The sequence below is a fragment of the Reichenbachiella agariperforans genome (assembly GCF_900142205.1).
GTDB classification, from domain to species: domain Bacteria; phylum Bacteroidota; class Bacteroidia; order Cytophagales; family Cyclobacteriaceae; genus Reichenbachiella; species Reichenbachiella agariperforans.
The window spans coordinates 166,233-190,664 of record NZ_FRAA01000007.1 but is presented as its reverse complement, the minus strand read 5'-3'; the positions used below and the strand labels follow the sequence as shown (position 1 = coordinate 190,664).

Genomic DNA, 24,432 nt, shown 5'->3' with positions numbered 1-24,432 from the left:
AACCATTTGTACAAAAAATAAACTTCTTCAAAAATTCCATCCCCCAAATCAAGTACTTTTATTCCCCTATCCACTCCAGCAAGAGACCCTAAATTCATAACATAGACCTGATGATCAGGTAATTAACAAATAACTATGATTATGAAACAGAATTACATCAAAAAACAGATGGATGGAAATCTCCTGTCCAAACGAATGCTAGCAACCCTGGCACTTTTACTCATCTCTCTACTGACATTCGCACAGACGAGTGTCAGTATCTCACCCAAGGTACAGCGCTATGTAGGCAGTGTATCCCAGCTGGATAGAACCAAATACTTTAATATCCATGCAACAAACAACGATAGTGACTTCACCTCTTTCTACAATGACTATAACGTAGGCAAAGGACGTGGATTCTGGGGTCCTTTTTCCTACTCCAACAGCAAAGGCAACCCAGTCGGTAGCTACCCTGCTCCTCAATCCGGAGGAACAGGCATCCGAAGCGTTAGCCGCTACATCGGTACCGAGCACCCTGCCGCCCCATTCAAAGACGGTCTCAATGTCCAGAATGCTGCCAACTGGGCTGCGGAGTATTACCTAGACTTTGTAGATGCATCGGGTAGACCAGAGTTCTTTGAGCCGATGAATGAGCCCTTCGTCCATGCCAAGGACTTCTACACGGGACCATGGAGCAGCAGCGAGAACGATCGCATTAAACTACAGATGGCTGAGTTGTTCAGTGCCGTGGGTGCCAAGTTCCATGCAACACCAGAACTAGCCAATATGAAAATCCTAGGTTATTCTTCTGCATGGCCTTCCTTAGAACTTAACAATTTTGGTCATTGGGACGAGAACATGAAGATGTTCATGGATGTAGCAGGTGCCAACATGGATGCATTTGCGACTCATCTATATGATGGAGTCAATGTCTCAGGGCAGGACAACAAACGATCGGGCAGCAATTCGGAAGCCATCCTCGACCTGATCGAGACCTACAGCTACACTAAGTGGGGAACGGTCAAACCGCATGCCATATCTGAGTATGGTGCGATAGAGCAAGGGTATGGAGACAACTACAGCGACATAGCAAGTATCCAGACTGTACGCTCCATCAACCACATGCTATTTAATCTACTGGAGAGAGAAAACAAAATGGCCATCTCAATTCCATTCATCACCGGCAAGGCCGAATGGCACATCACTGCCGCCAACAATTACCAGCCCTATCAGGCGGTACTCTTCAAACCAACCAATATCGGACAACCCAACCCTGCCGGCTGGGAATATACGCCACGCATTCACTTCTACGAGCTGTGGAAAGACGTCAAAGGCAAGCGTATTTATGTCTCAAGCAACAACCCTGATGTACAGGTGCAAGGCTTTGTAGATGGTAGCAAGCTCTATGTGGCTATCAACAACCTAGACGAAGGCAATGAAACAGTCAACTTAAGCTTTGCCCAGCAAGTATCTGGGTTGCAAAATGTAAAGGTCAAAAGTTTGAAAATCTATGACCAAAGCATGCCTAACATGAGCATTACAACGCAAAGCACAGCCCCTTCGTCCATCACACTGATAGCTGGAGAAACGGTCGTCCTGGAGTACAGCTATGCTAGCAATATCAGTTTTGACAATACCATCAGAAGTAAAAAGTACTATACGAGCAAGCACCTACAAAGCATCCTTGCGAATACCGCTATTAGTTTTACGTTCAACAACGTGACGACTGGTACAGGTACCGCAGTGCTGCACATGGGCATAGGGCGCAAGCACAACAAATCCAAAGCTCCTGAAGTCAAAGTCAACGGCACGACGGTGAGTGTCCCCTCTAACTGGAAGGGCTATGATCAGGCCAATAGAGATGACTTCTTTGGGACGATTGACATCCCTGTCCCTATGAATCTACTGCAAAACAACAATACCATTACCGTTGAGTTCCCAGACAGTGACGGGCATGTGAGTTCTATGATTCTAGAGGTGAGCAAGTACGACCAAGCGGTGAGCGTCACAGACGGCATTGGGCTAGCCTCTCCTCCCAGCGCAATAGAATCCAACACTACGCTCAACTTTACGGTCAACTATTCCGCCAGCACGACTAGAGACCTCATTGTAGAGTTCTGGTCGTCTACAGGGTGGCTAGGACAAGGGAAAACAGTGGTAAATGCAGGCAGTGGTTCATCAAGTGTCTCCATCAATCTAAATACCGCTCCCACGCCTGGCACTGGCTATGTCATCAAGACTAGTATCAGACCTACCAACGGCAACTGGACTACTGCTCTAGATACAGATCAGGCCAACAACATTACCGTCACCGCTCCATCGCTGCAGACCCCCTACGGAAGCCCCGCTCCTACAGTCCCCGGAAAAGTAGAAGCCGAAAACTATGATGATGGAGGAGAAGGTGTAGCATATCACGACACAGACGCTACTAACAATGGCTCGCAGTACAGAAGTGACGGTGTGGACATAGAGGCTTGCGGTGATACTGGTGGAGGATACAACATCGGTTGGATGAATGCTGGAGAGTGGTTGGAATACTCAGTTAACTTCACTGTGACTCAAAACTATGACTTCTTCCCTCGTTTGGCATCCCTCAATGGTGGAGCACAATACCGTTTTCTAGTAGATGGCGTGGATGTAACTGGGACCAAAAACCTAACCGCCACTGGCGGTTGGCAGAGTTATTCGACACATCACCTCAGAGATATCCATGTAACCAGCGGAACACATATCGTTCGCTTTGAAGTCATCAGTGGTGGCCTCAATTTCAACAACTGGGCAGCATGGCAAGCACAAAATGGTGCCAGAATAGCCCAAGAGTTAAACAAATCAGATCTAGACAACACGCTTTCGGTTTATCCTAACCCTCTCGATCAAGATGTTTTGAACATCAAAATAGAAAACGAGACCATGGAGGGTACGGTATCGATCTATGATATGAATGGTCGACTAGCTTACTATCAAAAAATGGAAGGTAAGACGCTACGTATCCAACGTCAGTTATTGCCACAGTCAGGCATCTATCTGCTTCAATTCCAAAGTAGGAATGGACTGATCTCAAAAAAATTGATTCTAGAATAAACAATTATCAACCGGCTCGAATCAATCAGCCGGTTGATTTCCTTTTCGAAAATTATACTTTTCACATAAACCAATTTAGTTATGAAAATTAAACTATTATCCATCTTAGTACTCCTAGTAGTCACCTGGAGTACCGAAATCCATGCCCGTCAGTATTTTGACAAAAGCAAAGATCTATTGTTAGCCAATTTTGATCTAAAACCAGATGAAGACGACATCCATTCGGCAGCTGCTCTAGCCAGTATGCTACAGCATCCTGATCTATCGGGTATCGAGTACTATGTAGTCGCAGGAGCATACGGTATACAAGGAGGGACCTATATCACCTCAGCAGTCCCTGGGTTTTACAACAGCCTTTTTGGAACTCAAAACCAAAAATGGACGGATGCACACACCAACTGGAGCGCCTCGGTGACGCGTGTGAGAGACAAGGTCAAATCCATACTCAATGCTGGAGGAAAAGTCTTTGTTCAAGAGGCAGGTCAATCGGACTTTACCTACGATTTGTGTCAGGCACTTTTAAATGATGGTGTCACTGCATCCACCGTTTTATCCAAGATCATCGTCGTACAACACAGCCAATGGAACGAAGACCAAGCAACACAATGGAAACTCACGTGGGTCAAAAACAATACGGACTACAACAAGATCGACGATGGCAATAGTTCGAACAATGGCACGCCTGGTTACAACACATCCAATACTACTTGGATGAACCAAGCCAAAGCTTCTGGAAACCCAAACACTGCATCTAAAAACTACTGGACACTGGCAGATCAAATCTGTGACAACTGGAATGCTTCATGGGAAAATCCAAATATCGCTGGCGGTGGTGTGGATTTTTCGGATTGCTCCGAAAACTGGTGGATCTTTGATATCGGTAGTGACGCAGATAACATTAGCAAATTTTGGAATCGCTATGTCATCAATACCCCCACTACTGGTGGCGCAGACGACATCAACTGTAGTCAACTACCTACGAGCTTAGCCTCATCCTCTACTATAACCGTCTCTGTACCCTATACTGCCAGCCAGTCAAGAGATGTAGTGGTTGAGTTCTGGAGCAGCAGCTGGTTAGGTAATGGTAGCACCACTGTCGGTGCAGGAAGTGGTACTGCCACTATCAGCATCAACCTGAGTAGTGCACCTCCCGCAGGCAGCAACTATATTTTCAAAACAAGTATCCGTCCCGTAGGTACCAACTGGCAGCAAAACACCGATTTTTGCCAGATCAACAATGTAACTGTGACTAGCGGCGGAAGCAGCCAATCAGCCTATGGAGGCACTGCTTGGGCTATCCCTGGCAAAGTAGAAGCTCAGAACTATGACAATGGTGGAGAGGGAGTCGCATACCATGACACAGATGCTAGCAACAATGGCGGCCAGTACAGAACCGATGGGGTAGACATAGAGAACACCGGCGACAGCAGTGGTACTTACAATATCGGATGGATGAATACTGGAGAATGGTTAGAGTACACTACCCAATTCAACTCTAGCATGGACTACCACTTCTACACACGCGTCAGCTCCATCAACGGCAATGGGAAATTCAAAATCCTAGTAGACGGAAATGATGTATCGGGCACCAAATCAGTCCCTAACACCGGTGGGTGGCAGAGTTATACCACTCTCACTACTTCGAATGTCAATATTTCAGCAGGTGTCCACGTCGTAAGGATAGAAGTAGTTTCTGGAGGCATGAATCTCAACTTCTGGTCTGCATGGGCTTCTCCATCTGCTCGAATGATCAGTGAAGTCGAGACAACATTGTCTGAAGACATTGCACAAGTACACGTATATCCTGTGCCCTTGCAACAACATGGGGATCTAACAGTGCAACTGCCAAAGTCACACCAAGACAGTCAAATCACTCTCTTTGCAATGGATGGAAAACAACTACCAATAAAGTACCATCAAGAGCATGCTAAAATTATCATTGCAAACACTTCAATTCCCCGTGGAATTTCATTTCTCCGAGTCGGAACTAACACGCAAGCCAAAACGATACGGATAAGAAAATAGATGTGTATTAGTTAAAGCATCTAGATGCCTGATTAAAGCCCTAGAAGGAAATACACTTTAATACCTAAAAAAGGCACCGGTTTAGAAATATCACTTCTCTACCTGTGCCTTTTATTATTAAATCATCTACACAGTAAAAGCTGAGTTCCCCCAGCTTTTACTACTAAAATTAACTACTTACTAAATCACTATTTACTAAAAACCTTGGTTCGTAACACTCCATTGTCCGTTCTGACTCGTACAAAAAGCAATGTACTAGAACCAGATAATTGGGACAGAGGTACGTTTATTGTTTTTAAAACCCTGTCTACCTCTTGTACATAGAGCAATTGCCCCGTCATATCTAGTACTTCTACCAGATCAATTCTCACTTCCTGAGTGAACCTTACCGTAACATCTTCGCCCTCTGTAGGGTTTGGGTAAAGAACCCAACCCGCATCATCCAGACTTGACTGAGACGACAATACTTCTGCCGTGACATACACCGAACTATAAGCAATAAGTCCACTAGCAGTCCTAGCAGAAATAATGCTTCTGCCTTCTCCCAGAGTAGTGACCATGCCATCACCAGTGACTGACGCCACTGCTTCATTTGAACTGCTCCAGGCCACTTCCTCTGAAGAACTGCTACCGAGGTTTAATTTCAGTTCTACCTCATCACCAACCCCCAGATTCATGACTTCAGGACTCAAGCTAATTTCATCACTCGCCAACGATGCATTATCCAATGTAGTTTGTAACACAACCGAACTCACTTGTCCTCCCCCATCAGGAAATGAGAGAGAGACAATGTTCTGTCCTGCAACAAGTAGATCACATGAAAAAGGCACCTCTATCAATCCAAAAAAGTCTTCTCTATCTGCTTGGTCATAACCTTTCCAATTGTCGGGGACATCTACCTTGATACCATTGATCAGAATTTCGGGCTTTTTCGAACGATCATGCTTACGTCCAATCCCAAAATTGAGCTGCGCACGACCTTCTCCCAGTTTCACATCTTTGAACTGATAAAAAATAGGCGTATTGGCGGCAATCCCTTCGACAACTCGATTGTTATAGTACCTACGTGTCGTTATTGTATGCTCAAATTGATCTACAGCTTCTCCTAACTTGATGACCAACATAGAAGTTTGCCCTCCTATCATTGAAATATTTTCAGGTAATTCAGCTAATACTTCATCCTTATATTCATGTGCTTTGTCAGCATATATTTTGATCGAGCGATGCCTAACCTCTGCGGTTGTAGGTAGGCCTGCTAAAAAATTTAAATTCACCTCTTCGCTACCGTCAGATAGATTATTCAGTCCAACGTAAAGAACATTTTCATCCAAGAAAGCCACCGTCTGAATATCAAAATTATCTGAAGTAACATCCACACGCTTGCCAGATACGTCTTTCCATATTTCATAAAAAGTCACCCTAGGAGTATACTCCCACCCCTCTACGGTAGGCTCTCCTATATTGGTAGGTTTCCAGAGTACCGATCCATAGGGTTGATAGTTGTTTTCTTCTGTGATATGCCATGTGGCCTTTCCTGTAATAAATGGAATGGACACCTCGATACGGTCATCACGATTGAGTAGATTAAAGAGTATTTGATTAATAGATTTTACGGTTTGAACAGACGCTATGTCACTATAATCATCTCCATAGCCATCTTCAATACCGCCATACTCAGAAATAGCATGAGGTTTCACTTCCCCCCATTTAGCAAAGCTATAAGACTCGATCAAGTCCAATATTGCTTCAGAATTACTTCCTGACCTTCGGGTATTTTGGCCTTCCACATTGATACCATCATACAGATGTGTAGAAAGTGCATCCATGTGTTCCCCAGCTATATCCATAAAGGATTTCATATTCTCTCCCCAATGTCCAAAACCATCTAGTTCCATTGATGGCCAAGCTGCCGAATATCCGATCACCTTCATATTGGCTAATTCAGGGGTCTCATGGATACTCTTACCTATTTCTCCATACATTTGAGACATTCCTTTCTTGATTCGAACATTTTCTGCAATATTCCATCCACCATCATAAAACTCGGATGCATGAACAAAGGGCTCATTCATCGGTTCAAAATACATAGGGCGATCACTATCACCTACCCAGTTTTTGTAGTACTCTGCAGCCCATTCACCTGCTGACACAGGATCCAAGCCATCTACATAGGCATTGTATGGGTGCTCCGTGGATATGTAACGTGTGACAGCTCTGACAGTATTGTCCGTATTGGATTTTGGATTAGGGTATTCTCCCACCTCCTGAGTTTGCCCCTTGGCATGGGAGAATGGCCCCCAAAACCTCCGTCCCTCTACTACATCATAGGTAGACTTAAACTCTTGCGCTTCTACGTCATTTCCCGTGTTATGATAAGCAAAGTATTTTTCTCTATGCAGTTCATTTTCATCTCCTAGGTACCAAAGTGTGTTTACATCTACGACAACTTTCGTCTGACCATAGCAAACATGTGATGCTACAACCCCTACCAAACACAACAATACACCCACAATACACAACCGTAATTTTTCTTTCATATGCTATTGAAATTATATTAAAACAACCTTAGGTCAGGTGGTATAATGTACATCAAAGTACGCATGCAATTTAGTTGTTAGGCTACTGAGAAGGGAGTGGTATTTTACTTCAAAATTAGGGGGGATAGGCTAAAAAACTGCTAATACAACTCTCTATAGCAATATTCAACACCTGTGTAAAGCAAAAGAGCCACTACATTTATATGCAGTGGCTCTTTACAACTACTCGCTACTTTATGGTCTCATTCCTCTAATATCCAAAGGATCATCGTAGTGAGCCTGCAAAACCAATAGCTCATCAAACAAACTGGCTACTTTCCCCTCATACTCAGGCGTGTCTGCTAGGTTGGTCATTTCTTCTGGATCATTGTTGAGATCAAAAAGCAGAAGCTTCGCTGCTTTAGGGTAAGCCACTAGCTTATACCCATCCTTCCTAACGCTTCGTTGCTTGTCGACATACGCCCCGTAGATGGACTCATAGTTTGACTGCACCTGCTTCCCACTGATCAGTGGCATGACACTATTAAACTCTACATAACTCGGTTTTTCTATTCCTGCCAAATCAAGAGCGGAAGCCATCACATCCTGCAAATAGATATCTGTATCTATCTGTCGTCCTTGAGGGACATCTGGCCCCACTACCATAAAAGGAGGCCGCACACTATGGTCATAGAGACTTTGCTTGCCGATCAACCCATGCCTACCCATGGCCAAACCATGATCTGCGGTAAAAAAGATATAGGTATTCTCCATCTTTCCACTTGCCTCGAGGGCATCCAAAATTTGTCCAATTTGATCATCTAGATGACTAATCAATGCATAGTATTCTTTAATATGGGTCTTGGTAGCAAACTCCGTTCGTGGAAAAGGAGCCAATGCTTCGTCGCGCAAAGATGGGCCATTGCCTATCAAATCTTGGTATGGATATACTGGCACCCAGCTCTCTGGAAGCGTAATATCCTCTACCTCATACATCTCTTGATAAGCTGTTGGGGCTTGTCTAGGATCGTGGGGTGCATTGAAGGCCAAATACATAAAAAAAGGATTATCCTTTTGGGTCGCTTGATTGATAAAACCTAAAGCATCCTCTTTCAGTACTTCACTCCAATGACGACCTCCAGCCCAGTAACCTCCCATAGCAGGGTCATCAGGACGCCATGCGGTGTCTTCAGCATTCTGCGGTCTGTTGTAGCCTAATGGCATGACCTCTTCTGAGGCTTTGAGTCCTTTATCCACCAGTTCCGCAAATTGCTCAACCATCTTAGCGTGATCCCAATGATCTTTTGGCATTCCTGGACGAACGTCTACAGAGATATCAAACACTTTGGATGCTGGTGCATCTACATGCCATTTGCCAGTCATGTAAGTATCATACCCCGCCTGTTTCATAAGACGCCCCCATGTCATATCTAGAGAATCTCCATTTTTCCATTGCTCTCTAAACTGATTGACTCGCCATACTGAGCGTCCAGACACCATCTGTGCGCGTGAAGCGGCACATACAGCTCCATTCCAAGCCCCCATATTGTATGCGTGTGTAAAGGTGGTTCCTTCCTTGACCAATCTGTCCATATTAGGAGTAATAATGTCCTCATTGCCTAGCGCATGGACCGCATCGTAAGTCTGGTCATCTGTGAATATGAAAACGATATTTGGCTTCTCACTTATCTTTTCTGGCGGTTGACATCCACTAACCACCAGCAGCGAGAACAACACGAGATACATTCCTTGTTTCATCATAACTTCTAAAAAATTATTTTAATTCTAAAGGGGTTGTACTACCATACCCCTTGCCACGGATGGCCTCAAAATCCGTCAACATTTGCTGCAGCTTTTCGGAGTTCTGATCTGCTAGATTCACTTGTTGAGCTTGATCTTCAGTCAGATTGTATAGTTGGAACTCCTTCGCGTTTCCTAGCTCTATGTTGACCTGAGTATTGACAGAATTACCTTCATACGGAGGGATCATCACCCAATCTCCTTGTCGGAATGCCGTACGAGAAGTCGCCTCTAACACTAAGTTATCACGTCCATCTTTGGACTGTCCTAACAGCGCAGGCAAGAAATTTTGGCTATCCGAACTACTAGGTTCACCTCCAGTCAGCTCTGCCAGTGAAGAATAAAGATCCAACTGGCTCACTAGTGCATCGGATACTACTGGTAGTATATTACCTTTCCAGTAGGAGATAAATGGCACACGAGTACCTGCTTCAAACAAACTATATTTCCCTCCTCTTAAGCCCCCTCTAGGGTCATGTTCACCGAGTAGCTCTACAGACTGGTCGTTGTAACCATCATTAAGTACCGGGCCATTGTCGCTAGTCAGTATAATCAAGGTATTTTCCAATATCCCCTCATCTTCGAGCGTCTTGACGAACTCACCGATCATCCAGTCAGCCTCTAAGATTACATCGCCTCTAGGCCCCATACCTGACTTACCCACGAACCGCGCGTGTGGGGTACGTGGTACATGCGGTTGCTGCATCGCGTAGTAGAGAAAGAAGGGTTCGTCTTTGTGTCCCTTGACATAGGTCTGGGCATGCGCCAAAAAATTATCCGCCATATCTTCATCTTTCCATTTTGCACTCTCCCCACCCGTCATGTACCCGATTCGTGGGATACCGTTGACTATACTATTGTTGTGACCGTGGTGCCAAGTCAGCTTCAAGAGTTCGGGGTTATCCTTGCCCGTTGGCTCTCCTTCGAAGTTTTCCTTATAATTGATCTGAATGGGATCAGTAGGATCAAGGTTTTCCACTTTTCCATTTTCAATATATACCGTAGGTACTCTATCCTGTGTGGCTGCCATGATATAGGCATAGTCAAAACCCACTTGATTTGGGCCAGGACTAATATTTTGGTTCCAATCCACATTCCCACTACCTAATCCTAAGTGCCATTTCCCGACGATTCCTGTATGGTATCCTTGCTTTCGAAGCATCTTAGGGATAGTCTCCTGTGCAGTATCAATCAACAATGGTGCAGTACCAGGAAGAATCTCAGCACCTTTTTTTCGCCATGGATATTGTCCAGTGAGCAAAGCATAGCGGCTAGGTGTACAAGTAGCTGAGGTGGCATAGCCCTGTGTAAACCTAACCCCTCCATTAGCCAACTTATCGATATTGGGGGTAATGATTTGAGTGGCTCCATAAGCACTCACATCCCCGTACCCCAAATCATCGAGATAGATTACTACGATATTGGGTGGGGTGCTATTATCTACATTGGATTCCCCGGACTGTGAACTGTTGCATGCAGCTAAAAAACCTAATAAGGTAATGGTTACAAATACTGTTATTCGTCGTTTCATTGTTGATTTTATTTCGTTTCGATTGACTGGCCTGATTGAAGTTGACTATCAGCTGTATAGCGGTAGACTGCTGCTCTCCCTTCCTCTCTTGCCTTTCTGATTTCAGAGTTCCAGACTCCTCTTAGTTCGTTCAGTTGATCTGCGTATTGCTGATCCTGTACGAGATTCGTTGTTTCCATCGGATCTATGCTCAAATGGTAGAGTTCTTCGTAAACCACTTCTTCGCCTTCCAAAGGTGCTTCTACATACTGCCTGTACATCGCTATGTCAGGATCATGTACTTCATACAACATTTCATTGACACTCATGCCTAGCTCTTTTGCTGTTTGTATTTTTCTCAAAGCAGGCAAATTGTGATTGGCATAATAACGTATATACTTCCATTCCTTGCTCTGTACTGCCTCACACCTTGGGTTTCCAAACTGCGTAGACCATAGGTTTTCTGTGTACACATAGTCTCTGACCTCATCATTCGATCCGCTAAGCGTACTTGTCAAATCCTTTCCTTGAAAAGACCTAGGCGCTTCTATATGTGCCATCGATAGCATCGTCGGAGCGATATCAATACTTTGTACTAGATGATCTAATCGCAATCCTTTATTTTTTCTTTTGGCCTTTGGGTTATAAACAATCAAAGGCACTTTCGTTGTTTTTTCATAACACAGTGCCTTACCTCCTAAGCCAAACTCCCCCATAAAAAGCCCATGATCGGAGGTGAAGATGATAATTGTATTTTCCTCCAGATTCATTTCCTTCAATGTTGCGCGTAAGCCTCCCATTAACCGATCTATACCTGTCATTGCCTGCATCTGTCGAAGATACATTTCTCTCACTTCCGCTGGTGAGTCCACATAATCATAGCCAATCTGCCGGTTATCCGCCATCAGCAAGTGCTGTGGCAATTTGGGAACGCCAATATCCTCTTTGGCTACATAATGCGGAGGCAAAGGAATCTCTCGATCACGGTACAGACTCTTGTATATCTCATCATCATTATCCCTCATCTGCATGGATCGTGTACCTGCACCGTGAGGGAGATTAAGACAAACGGACAACACAAAAGGCTTATCCTTTGGTCTTTGCTCCAAAAACGTAATAGCTCCCTCCATCTTTTTGGCATTCGGATCGAGAAAATCCTCAATCCCTTCTCCCACGATTTCTATCTGCGTATCGGACTGGGCATCCTCAAATATCTTGTGTCGATCTTTTGGGTAGAATCCCAAATGTCCATGTCCTGCATACCAATAATCGAAGCTTTCTTCCATCACTCCGCTTTCATATCCTCCCTGTCCGATAGGTGCATGATTTTTACCAACCCAGCCTGTGTAGTAACCATTTTTTCGCATCACCATGGGGTAACTTTTACTCCACGCTTCATCAGACACACTGGTACCAGAGTTGAAATTAACTCCATGCTTTCTTTCATACTGACTAAGTAATATGGACACCCTACTCGGAGTACAGATCGCACTGGTCACGTGCGCATTGGTAAACAATACACCCTCATCAGCCAACTGGTCTAGATTCGGTGTCTGCACAATTTCGTTTCCAGTACAGCCCATCATACCATAGGGCTGATCATCAGTCAATATGAAGACAAAATTGGGTCTATCTTGAGCACATAACACGATATTCATGAGTACCAAACACATGCCTATTAGATATCTCATTGTATTCTAAATTTTAGTGACTCTAACATAAAATGCAGCATACGGATCCCCCTCAGCTTCTGCAAACAAAGTTCTCAACTCGGTATCCCCTTGCTCTAGTGACAATTCGAAAGATACAGTTTGTGCCGTAGGGTCTACTTTTTTATCTAAATGCTGGTCTGCTATCTCGATAGATGCCGTCTCCACAGGGAGCGCTACTCCTGCTGGCAAGGTCTCTACCGTAGTACCTGTCACCGCAGGTCTTGGTGGTACCTCAGCACCGATTGCTGCTTGCGCTTCTGGTGGCCAGCGAAATAACTCGAAGCGATAGTCCCCAGACTCGGGTATACTTACAGTATAATAACCATCAGTCTTAAAGCCCTGACGCATCAATTTTGAATTCCAAGGAACGGAATTGAACCCTCGTTCTTCATACAAGTGTAAATCATGCGCCCGTAGCAATGTAACAGGTTCTTCGATTGGGCAAAGAGGGAATCTTGGTACGCGCTGGATATCTTCCTGAATACTGTTCCACCAAGCATCGTAGGCCATGGTCAATTCTTTAAATTTATCAGGGTAATCATTCTTCACATCCTTTTGCTGGCCTGGGTCATCATCTATCTTGTAGAGTGCGTTCCCATTAACCAATCGCCACTTATCTTGCATTGTGGCACTTTTCCTCCATTTTTCTGGAAATTCCTTTCGCTGGGAATCTGTAACAATCACTCGATCTGCTAGCCCCACCTGCTTATTGAGTAACCGTTTCATCAGGCTTACTCCATCCCAACTCAGTTCTGAGACACTTTCAACACCCGCCATTTCCAGCAGTGTAGGCATGATATCTACATGAGCTGTCAAGTCCTGAATATCAACTCCTGCTTTGACCCCCCCCTTAGGCCATCGGATAAAAAATGGTACGCGATGACCTCCCTCATACTCCGTTCCCTTGCCTCCGCGCATGCCTGCATTGTAACCACTAGCAGCCAATCCCCCTTTGCCATACTTAAAACCTGCGGCGCTACCATTGTCCGTCATAAAAATAAAAATGGTGTTTTCGCTCAACTCATTTTCATCCAAATAAGTCATCAAGCGCCCTAAGTTTTCGTCCAAATTCGTAATCATACCATAGAAAGCAGGATTCGCTACGTCAGGATTGCCTTTATACCTTTCCATATATTCATCTTCCACATAGAAAGGCCCATGTGGTGCATTGGTCGAGATGTAAGTAAAAAAGGGTTCGTTTTTTTTCTTTTTACCATCGATGAATTCAATCGCTAAATCAAACCATACATCGGTGCAATACCCTTTATACTGTTGGGGTTTTCCATTATGATAATAGACATCATCGAAGTAGTCATTGTTCCAATAGTCATGTTGCTGACCGACTCCACCACCAAGGTGTGATACGACTTCTTCAAACCCATTATCCTCTGGTCTGAATGGATAATTATCTCCCAAATGCCACTTACCAAACATTCCAGTAGCATAGCCGTTTTGCTTGAGCACCTCTGCGAGAGTCACCTCATCGTCATTGAGTAGTGATCGCCCTGCTATCGTATGCCACACACCTGTTCTATTAGCATATCGACCTGTCATCAGCGCAGCACGCGTAGGTGCGCAAGTAGGACTAACATGAAAGTCGGTCAATCGTGTACTCTGCAAATGCAGCGCATCCATATTAGGTGTGTGGATCGCAGTATTGCCATGTACTCCCACATCTCCATACCCCTGATCATCGGATACAACCAACACAATATTAGGTGGATTGACTCCAGCCTTTTCACAGGACCAAACACTCCCTACTACCAACACTCCTAACAATATCCTTAACAGTCTCTTCATCTTAATTCGCTAAATCAAACAAATAATATGAGTGCTAAAGTAACTAGACCCTACAGCAAAGAACATAGGCAAATACTGAACAATACAAGGGGTAATTTGAAATGTCAGTATTTACCCCAGTTGATACAGTCTCTGTGAAGCTAATATCGTGTCATCATTATTAAGTTTAGGAAAAGCAACATGAAACAGATCTCTACGCTATTGATTATTTTACTATTCGCTCAGGGAGCACTCAGTCAAAACCCACTCGTCACACATATTTACACTGCAGATCCTACGGCACGCGTATTTGATGGGCAGCTGTACATCTACCCCTCCCACGACATAGTACCTCCAGCTGATTTAGAAAACCCGCCAAGATTTTGTATGCCAGACTACCATATCTTTTCGTTGGAAAATGGCAATACTTGGAAAGATCACGGCGTGGCACTAGATCAAAACGAAGTACCATGGGGAGCAAAAAACTCTTACGGCATGTGGGCACCCGATTGCATCAAAAAAGGCAACAAATATTACTACTACTATCCTGCCAAACCCAAAGACGGAAGTGCTTTTAGACGGATTGGGGTTGGCGTATCTGATAATCCAACTGGGCCATTCAAATGGGAGAAAAACTATATAGATGGGGTAAGCGGAATAGACCCAGGCTTACTTATAGACGAGGACGGGCAGAGCTACCTCTTCTTTGGTGGAGGGCACGAACTATACGTTGCTCCACTGGAAAACAATATGAAAAAAATCACCCAGAAGCCTCTCCTGATCGAAGGACTACCCGCTGGGTACAAGGAAGGTTCCTTTCCGTTCAAAAAAGATAGTACATACTACCTGACTTTTGCCCATGTATTTGCGGACGAGGGATACACCATAGGCTATGCCACCAGTCAAAACCCCATGGGGCCCTACACTTATCAAGGCAAGATCATGGACAACATAGACAATGGCACCAATCATCACTCCGTAGTAAACTACAATGACAGATGGATCCTCTTCTACCACTGGTGGGACATCAGTGGACAAAACAAGCTTCGCTCGATGCGTGCTGACTATATGGAATTCAAACCAGATGGTACGATCCGAAAAGTAAAACCTACACTACGTGGCATCAACCAACCAACCTTAGGTGATACAATTCAAATCGACAGATACAATGAAATCAAAGGCGCTCAGACTGCTTTCGTAGGTGGCAATGAGCCAAATGGCTGGATGGTCTGCGAAACTCGAATGATGTCACATGTTCGGTTTGATCAAGTAAACTTCGGAGCAGGCACAGCTAAAAGCATACAAGCCAGAGTAGCCTGCGGGCAACGAATCGGTTCATTTGAAGTACACGTGGATAGCCCCAATGGGCCTACAGTCGCTACCTTCCCTGCTCAACACACTGGGGGATGGAACAGCTGGACAACTCTAGAAGCTCCAGTGAAGCAAAAAATAGACGGTGTACACGATCTCTACGTGGTTTTCAAAGCAGAGTGGGGATCCACTAAGATCGTCAATCTAAATTGGCTCTTGATAGAGTAGAGCATTTCACCAGTACAATAGGTGACGCCTCTTCAGGGGGTGTCTAATAAGCTCTGACAAAAGATTCCCCTCTACAATTCCTTGGTCTGGCGGAACTTCAATCCACGATCATTTCCCCCCATGATTTACTCGTTGTAAATATAGGTTTGTAGAGGGGAGTCATTGACTCCAAACAAAGCATAGGATCGCTTATCGGTATTGATAATTCCAATGGCATTGGTCTGACCTGAGATCATCAACCCACTCTCTCTGGGAGATACGGGTAGCAGATCGCCCGATTGACTTCCCACTATGATCAGCCCCATCCCTGCGTCATTCCTTGAAGTCTCCACTTCAGACCCTAGCTGGTTTCCTCCCATCATCAGATCGACATAGCCATCGTGATTGTAATCGATTACTTCAATATCTTGTATAGAAAACCACTGTGCTTCGTCAGGCAACAAATGAATCCGGTTCACACCCGAATCATTCTCTACCCATATATGAGCAAAGCTCTCGGCAGCATACTGCAAGGAATTCTCAAGCATGTACTCTCCATAAATATCTTCCAAAGATGCATCAGCAAAAGCTTCATACGTTTTGAACCTACCCTTAATGGCTGGCACCTGCTGTGATGAGCATTCCCTGCCCCTTAATGGCAGTAGCGTTCCTTTCTTTCGGTAGCCCAATACGATATCAGAATGCCCATTTTCATCAAAATCGTTCGCAAATACTAAAAAAGGATTTTGACTACTCGCTTTGTACTTATAGTTCAACCCCAAGTTGCCTAACACCATATCCATATCTCCATCTCTATCGATATCCACGACGGACATAGCTCCATACCATCCTGTAGGAACTTCTTTCAACATCATAGACCTATGTTCAAAATGATCATCGACATAACTAAAAACACCTACTCCTAACCACTCTCCCGTCAACAACAATTCTTTGGCACCATCTTGATCCCAATCTACAAAAGCAGCATCGGTAACCATACCTGGTTCTGCCAAATCGCCCATGCGCTGAGTCGACAGCAAAGCAAACTGCAATTCATGATCCTTCCCTCCTAGGTTTTCTAGCACCACAGTTGGTGGAGGGTGTGGATACTGCCCTGGGGACACCCTGCCTGCTATGAGCACGTCTTGATCTTGATCTCCATCAAAATCGAATAACAACGCGCTTTGACCACTACTCCGATAGCTAGGGAGATTACTTTTTTGAAACTCCCCGTTCACATTGATATACAATCTATCTTGATAAAATGAATCCTCCTTTGTCGGGTCATTTCCTCCACTCACAACCAATAGGTCTAGGTCTCCATCCCCATCTATATCCTCCAGTATACTGCCTACGTCTTCGTTCAAACTATCTTTCTCCCAAGGCCCTGAGATTTTCTTCCACACTTCATCAGCCGTCAACTCATACATAGACGAAGAAGCATCAACACCATTGCCAATAAACACACGGGGTTGATCACCAACCATACCTGTTGCAATCGTAGGTCCTAAGTTTGAATAACGGTGGGGCAAAAGAGGTTCTACAAAGAAATCATTATAATTATCCTCTCGGTGAATAAAATTCACGGTATTCGGACTAGATGCACCCTTAGTTTTGTGTTCAGGTTTGGTATATAAATTCGCTTCTTGATAATCAAGCCTCAGCAATTGATCTCCAGCGATATCTTCATACTGACTCAGCTTACCATCCGGCCACCTTACGATCAAGCTATCTACCACAGCTACCTGACCCAATCCAAAATACGACCTACCATCCATTGCCGATTGAAAACCCCTGGTATTCGTCAACTGCCTCGTCTGACGAGTACCAGCTGCATACAAGGAAATCTCCGCCCCCAAAGCAGATGGGTTACCTTTCGAGCCGATCAGTCTCACTTGCAAATAATGATTAGAACCCTCTCCTACATTTTGATATATCGAAGCAGGGGCATTGATATTATGAACAAGCATATCAACTTTACCATCATTGTTTAGGTCTGCATAGGCGGCTCCATTGGAAAACCCTTTTTCGTCCATCCCCCATGCTTTGGAGACATCGGCAAAGGTCACATTCCCTGTATTTTGATACAGATAATTCTGCAAGGGTGTACTGGGCAGCTGCCTGTAATCCTTCTTAGCTCCGAAAAATTCCGCTTCTTTAAATTTCAGGTTCGCATCGTTGTTATTCACATCTCTTAGTATCCCATTACTGATGAAGATATCTTGATTGCTGTCATTGTCAAAATCTGCAAATAAAATAGACCAGCTCCAATCGGTTTTCGCCATTCCGGCAAACTGTGACACTTCACTAAATTGAGGTATCCCATCGGCTGACACGCCCTGATTCAGCTGCAAAGCATTGTGCATGTATTGATAATGAAACCCCATTTTAACTCCTTCGAAAAACTTGTCAGGCTGCATACTAGCCATGTTGGTTTTAGATCTTTTGTGGTCAGAGGGTGTCATATCTACTTGTCCCAAATCGATAAAGCCGTCATTGTTGATATCTGATGCATCCACTCCCATTCCAAACATGGCAGTGTGTCCCATCGACTCTTTGAGGACTTCCTTGAACTGTCCATTTCGTTGATTAATGTAAAAATAGTCTGGTACATTAAAGTCATTGGAGACATAAATATCCTGCCAACCATCCTGGTTAAAATCCACCGTAACCACTCCTAACGACAGCCCGAAATTTCTGACCCCACTTTGATCTGTCACATCGACGAAGCTTCCCCCTCCCTTGTTTTCGTATAAGTGTCCAGAGTATTCATGATGATTTTTCTGCATCAATCGGTAGTAAAACTCATTTCCTTTACTCACTTCGAGTTGAGGGTAATTGGCTACATAGAGATCTAAATCCCCATCTCTGTCATAATCAAAAAAGCTAGACTGTATCGATGTGGATTCATCATCTACCCCATACTCTGCTGCTCTTTCAGTGAAAGTATTGTCTTGATTATTGATCCAAAGCTCATTAGCCGTCTCACCATATATCCCTGACACACATAAGTATATATCCAACCATCCATCTGCATTGATGTCCGCCAGTGTAACGCCAGTATACCACCTGTCGTCTCCCGATAGACCTGCATCGGTAGTGATGTCTTCAAATCGAAAATCGCCTCGGTTGAGGTAAAGTTTATTTTGGGTCATATTGCCTGTAAAAAACAAGTCGATGAGTCCGTCATTGTTGAGATCACCTGTAGCTACGCCACCACCCATGTATAGGTAGGGGTAAGTGTAATAGTTGAGCGTATCATTTTCTTGAATTAGATTATTAAAATGAACCCCTGTTTGACTAGCATCCAATTTTTGAAAAATCATTTCGGAGGGCGCGTTATCTGGTGATTCGCACCCCATCAATAACCCAACCAAGGGAAGTATAATCAAGACAAGTTTTCTCATAGTTGTTTCAATAAATAAGATCGCCTAAAAGAACATAAGTCTCTTAGGCGATCTCCAAACACTTTTCAGTTATTAATTATTGTAACCTGGGTTTTGTGTAAACACATCACTATTATCCAGCTCAATAGAAGGAATAGCCATATACTCTCTACCAGGCTGGTATGCTCCTGTACCACCACTTTCGCTCTTGATAGACGAGTTGTCAGCAATTCTAGACTTAACCAATCCCCATCTCAACAAGTCGTAATACCTCGATCGCTCTAAGCTTAGCTCTTTCACTCGCTCATCACGGATATCTTGCATCGTCAGTGTAGTAAATGCTGGCATATCCACCCTTGCTCGAACTTCATTGATCGCATCAAGAGCTACTTGGGTAGAGCCGTTGAGCTCGAACTCCGCTTCAGCATACATCAACAGAATATCAGCATATCGAATCAATCTAAGGTTGTTACCAGAGAAATGCCACCCAATAGATGCTGCCGAATAGCCTTGCTCAAAATCCAAATGCTTACTAGCAAATATCCGTTGATCTGTCGCTCCATAAGCATCCTGAAAGGAAGTCCCCTCATAAGTAGCCGATTGCAACACGTCTCCCTGATAGGTAGTCGTTTCGGTCGTGTTCCAAAACAGTGTAGTAAATGCCCTAGGATCTATTTCACCGTTAATCGTTGTTTCATCCAAAAACAAGTCTAACGCCCATTGGTTGATGCGCATCCCATCCTGTCCTGTATAACTCTGCGGTGCTAAATCCTGATGAAAAGCTGCACCAGTACCATGTGAAGCACAGTCTGCACACCACCCCTGATTACCATCTGCTAAAAGCTGAATTTCAAATAAACTTTCCTTATTGTTTTCACTGGCCTCTCTGAAATTGTCTCTGTAGTCAGCTTCCAAGCCATATCCAGAAGCAGGATCCAGTATCTTTTCAAACGCTGCTTTTGCTTCGTCATATTTTTTCTGATACAAATAAGCCTTGCCTAACATAGCAGTAGCTCCCATATTCGTAACTCTTCCCTTATCAGTCTCAGACCAATCACTGGGTAGTAACTTCTGCGCCTCTAATAAGTCTTTCTCTATCTGCTCCCACACCACTGCAGGATCTGCCTGAGGTACTTCACGGGTATTCAGAATCTCACCAGCAGGAACAATGATCAGCGGTACATTGAGCCATGTATTGACCAGGTTAAAATAATTGAAAGCACGAATAAAATATGCCTCTCCTAATATATTGTCCTTTGCAGACTGATCCATATCTATATCTGGGACATTCGCCAACACGTCGTTGGCACGTGAAACCCCTTTAAACATAGCGGCCCATACCCAAAAAGCAGCGTTGCTTTCTGGGACTCCTGCAAACTGCCCTGCAGCGGTTCGTTCTGAGGTGCCGTACCCATTGACCAAATCATCACGATAATCTGACACAAATACTTCGAATCGTGTATAATACCATATATCTGTAAATGGAGCATAGGCTCCCATAATCCCTTTTTTAGCATCATCAGCTGTCTGCCAAAAAGTAGATGCTGCGGGTGCATTCGGGTTAGTCTGTTCTAAAATTTTACTTTCGTCACACGCAGTATGCCCTAGCAATAGCATCGTTAACATCCCTGCAATCGGAAAAATCTTATTTATTTTCATAACGTTATCTTTTTCTTAGTTGATTAAAACGAGACTTGAACTCCCATCATAAAAGTACGTGGTGTGGGATAGGCACTTTCATCCACGCCTGCGTTGAAAATCTTCTGACTCGAAGAGTTTCGGTCTCTACCTCCACGTCCTACCTCAGGGTAGTAGCCTGTATATTTGGTGAGCGTAAACAGGTTTTGAGCTGTACCATAAATCCTGACTTTGCTAACACCTAGTTTGTTTACCCACGCAGTTGGCAATGCATAACCAATCTGTGCATTTCTAAGTCTGAAATAAGCACCACTACTCAAGTAGAAATCGGACATCTGTCTATTGTTAGCCGGATCAATAAGAGAATTTCTCGGCAGATCGCTATCAGTATTGGTCGGAGACCATCCATCAGTAGCCTCTGCGAGATAGTTGCCTTCAGTATCAAAAAACCCTCTATATCGAGTACCATCTAGGATTTTGTTCCCTGACACTCCATTGAAAAACAACGTCAAATCAAAGCCTTTATAATCAGCTGACAGATTTATTCCATATTCAAAATTCGGAATCGGGCTCCCTAAGTATTGTCTATCCTCATCAGTGATCCCTGGTACTCCGTCCACATCTTCGAATATAAAATCCCCAGCACCAGCATTGGGTCGGTTGTCAGCTACGGCCGCTTCATCAGTCTGATAAATACCCACTACTTTCAAACCGTAGAAAGCGCCTATCGGCTGTCCCACATCTGTAAGACTTGCAGATCCCCCGTTAGACGTATATCCACCACCCGGGATAGGTCCAGACAACCCTAGCGCTGTAACTTCATTGTCTAAGTAGGTGAAATTAGCATTTACATTAAAGTTAAAATCCCCTACTTGCTCAGCATAATTCGCCATGAATTCAAACCCTTGATTCACTATGGTCGCCATATTTCTTTTGACTGTACCGGACTTTCCAGTCCATGGCGATGGCTCATAATCTGCAATGACATCTCTCGACTCTTTATTGAAGTAGTCCATGGTAATAGATAATTTATCTCTAAGTACAGAAAACTCCAATCCAACATCCGTTATGACAGAAGTCTCCCACGTGAGCAACTCGTTAGTAGCCTGTGTATTGGCATAGCCAGGCTGTCGAGATTGATCTGACCCGGTGATATATGAGCTGTGTACATTGTAAACTGGATCAGCAACATAAGGCACTGCATTGTTCGAACCTATCTCACCGTAGCTGGCTCTTAACTTTACATTCGATACGAAGTTGACCGATTCCATGAATCTCTCATTGCTAAGATTCCAACCAACCGCAAATGAGGGAAATGTACCCCAAGGGTGATTCTTGAAAAATGATGAAGCGTCACGACGAATAGAAGCAGTGACCATATATCTACTATCATAGACATAGTTCAATCTACCAAAGTAGGAAATCAGTCCCCACGTATTGTCATAAGAAGGCATCTCAGCTCTATCCGCTGCTGCCGACGCTACTCGGATTTCATTATTTGGAAAGTCCCTTGCTACCACTCCTAACATGCGTTGATTTCCATTTTGGTTGCTATACCCCGCCAAAACTTCAAACTCACTTTTTCCAATATTCTTTTTGTAGGTAAGCGTATTTTCGATGAGTGATGAGAGATAATTGGTATTTTGCTCTTTTAGCTCTGCAAATTGCTTAAACCCCAGCTCCGTATCATTGAACCTAAAAGTAGGTGTAAAAGTGTAGTTATTATCAGCATAGGCTTCTATCCCGACATTCAATCTGTAGGTCAGCCCCTCTATAAATTCATAACTACCTGCTACGTTTCCGATGAGCGTGTTTCTAGTGACTGTTCGATCTTCTAATGACGCTAGTCCTAGAGAATTCGTAATATTTCCGATCCCAATATCTGCTCCATCCGTTCGCTCGGCTGTAAAATTGCCATCCGCATCGTACATAGGTACTGTAGGGATTAGGTCTCTTTCCTTGTTGAAATAATTGTTCGGATTGTTGATGGTACGGGTAATACCGATGGTCTCTTCAAATTTGAATTTACCTCTCGTAAAGGTAGAATTGGCACGAATGTTAAAGCGCTCATAAGATGACTCCTTTACGATACCATCTTGCTTCATATGGTTACCAGAGATACTGTATGTGGCATTATCAGAGCCTCCAAAAATTCTCATGTTGAGGTTTGACATAGGTGCTGTTCTCAGGCTTTCACCTTGTATGTCGCTATCGATAGATGGATCAAACATGCTATCATTGGCTGATGAATATGGCGTTGGGACAAATCCAGGAACGTCTGCACTACGCGCATTGTCATTGTCTATGGCAGTATTTCTAATATCCGCATATTGCCTTGCATTAGCCCAGTCTAATGTCTTCACGGCTTTTTGAATTCCATAACTAGCGTCTATTTCGATTCCCACCTCTCCAGACCGACCCTTCTTGGTCGTCACAATGATGACTCCATTCGCCGCACGAGAACCATATATTGCACTGGCAGATGCATCCTTAAGAACGGTTACTGACTTAATATCACTAGGATTCAAACTACTCATACTCCCCGTCAACATACCGTCAATGACATATAATGGTCCATTGTCTGAAAGTGTGCCAGACCCTCGAATCGTTACTATGGCATTGGCTCCAGGAGAACCTCCTTGGGTTTCAACACGTACACCAGCCATACGACCTTGTATAGCTTGCTGTGCGTTGACAGTAGGGAATTTGGCTATATCATCACCCTCGACTAGCCCTACAGACCCCGTCATATCTTCTTTCTTTTGTGTTCCGTACCCCACTACTACGAGTTCGTCGAGTTGCTCCGCATTGAGCTCCATCTGCACATTGAGTTCAGATCTACCCGCTAAGGTTATCTCCTGAGTCAGGTATCCTAAAAACGAAACAATGAGAACGGCATCTTCAGGTGTCACTAAACTAAACTGACCATTGATATCGGTCGTAGTGCCCTTAGAGGTGCCTTTGATCAAAACAGATGCGCCTGGTAGTCCTTCCCCCATTTCGTCCAACACTTGTCCAGAGACTGTTACGTCCTGCAACTCTGAGCTATTTTGTTCATCAATCACTGCAGACATACTGGACTTTTTTCGAGACACGTATATCGCATCATTTACTCTCCTAAACTGCACATTGGCACGTCGAGACACTTCTCTGAGTGCTTCTTCCATACTTGTTTCCTTAAAGGAGACATTCCCGATCTTCTTAGATTCTATCTCTTTTTCGAAATAGGAAAAAGTAAAGGGCGACTGCTTGTTGGCTTCTTCAAAGAAATCAACAAGATCAGCATCTCGGAGTTCTAGGTCTAGCAGGACTTCTTCCAAAGCCATCGGCTGACCAGAAGTATCCTTAGCAGACAAAAACGTCAACAAAAAGCAGTTGACCAGCAATCCAAAGGACATATATTTAGTCATAGTAATAATTGTCCTTACTATTTCAGTAAGTAATTTAAGCTTCATAAATTTGCATTTTAAGTTATACAAGCAACTTAA

Annotated in this window: 11 protein-coding genes; 3 read left to right on the top strand and 8 right to left on the bottom strand. The window is 44.0% G+C overall.

The genetic code is table 11. The features are described 5' to 3' along the window. Positions 1–141: 141 nt before the first annotated feature. Both BUB99_RS16475 and BUB99_RS16470 read left to right on the top strand, forming a co-directional pair. Complete coding sequence (locus tag BUB99_RS16475; protein ID WP_073124309.1) at positions 142–3,060, top strand: carbohydrate-binding domain-containing protein; 2,919 nt, start codon at positions 142–144, stop codon at positions 3,058–3,060. A gap of 81 nt (positions 3,061–3,141) precedes the next feature. Next, on the top strand, positions 3,142–5,085 hold the full coding sequence (locus BUB99_RS16470; protein WP_073124307.1) for a carbohydrate-binding protein: 1,944 nt from the start codon (positions 3,142–3,144) through the stop codon (positions 5,083–5,085). Between the two features lie 188 nt (positions 5,086–5,273). On the opposite strand, the gene BUB99_RS16465 is transcribed toward BUB99_RS16470, so the two are convergent. The 5 genes from BUB99_RS16465 to BUB99_RS16445 form a co-directional block, all read right to left on the bottom strand. Further along, positions 5,274–7,622 carry a T9SS type A sorting domain-containing protein gene (locus tag BUB99_RS16465; RefSeq protein WP_073124305.1) on the bottom strand — a complete coding sequence of 783 codons (2,349 nt, stop codon included), beginning with the start codon at positions 7,620–7,622 and terminating at the stop codon, positions 5,274–5,276. Between the two features lie 234 nt (positions 7,623–7,856). Further along, positions 7,857–9,362 carry a sulfatase-like hydrolase/transferase gene (locus BUB99_RS16460; protein ID WP_221407517.1) on the bottom strand — a complete coding sequence of 502 codons (1,506 nt, stop codon included), beginning with the start codon at positions 9,360–9,362 and terminating at the stop codon, positions 7,857–7,859. 13 nt (positions 9,363–9,375) lie between these two features. Then, positions 9,376–10,932 carry a sulfatase family protein gene (locus BUB99_RS16455; RefSeq protein WP_073124303.1) on the bottom strand — a complete coding sequence of 519 codons (1,557 nt, stop codon included), beginning with the start codon at positions 10,930–10,932 and terminating at the stop codon, positions 9,376–9,378. 8 nt (positions 10,933–10,940) lie between these two features. Continuing rightward, a complete protein-coding gene (locus BUB99_RS16450; RefSeq protein ID WP_073124301.1) occupies positions 10,941–12,602 on the bottom strand; it encodes a sulfatase-like hydrolase/transferase in 1,662 nt (553 codons plus the stop codon). A gap of 6 nt (positions 12,603–12,608) precedes the next feature. After that, complete coding sequence (locus BUB99_RS16445; protein WP_073124299.1) at positions 12,609–14,423, bottom strand: arylsulfatase; 1,815 nt, start codon at positions 14,421–14,423, stop codon at positions 12,609–12,611. Between the two features lie 180 nt (positions 14,424–14,603). Between BUB99_RS16445 and BUB99_RS16440 the strand changes: the two genes are divergently transcribed. Further along, positions 14,604–15,941, top strand: a complete 1,338-nt coding sequence (locus BUB99_RS16440) for a family 43 glycosylhydrolase (RefSeq protein ID WP_073124297.1) — start codon at positions 14,604–14,606, stop codon at positions 15,939–15,941. Between the two features lie 125 nt (positions 15,942–16,066). Here BUB99_RS16440 and BUB99_RS16435 read toward each other — a convergent pair whose 3' ends face one another. The 3 genes from BUB99_RS16435 to BUB99_RS16425 form a co-directional block, all read right to left on the bottom strand. Then, the gene (locus tag BUB99_RS16435) at positions 16,067–19,327 is read right to left on the bottom strand and encodes a CRTAC1 family protein (RefSeq protein ID WP_073124296.1); all 3,261 of its coding nucleotides are present in this window, start codon (positions 19,325–19,327) and stop codon (positions 16,067–16,069) included. 72 nt (positions 19,328–19,399) lie between these two features. Beyond that, entirely contained in the window at positions 19,400–20,965 is a 1,566-nt protein-coding gene (locus BUB99_RS16430) for a RagB/SusD family nutrient uptake outer membrane protein (RefSeq protein WP_073124294.1), read from the bottom strand. 23 nt (positions 20,966–20,988) lie between these two features. Next, on the bottom strand, positions 20,989–24,399 hold the full coding sequence (locus BUB99_RS16425; RefSeq protein WP_245816864.1) for a SusC/RagA family TonB-linked outer membrane protein: 3,411 nt from the start codon (positions 24,397–24,399) through the stop codon (positions 20,989–20,991). Positions 24,400–24,432 lie beyond the last annotated feature (33 nt).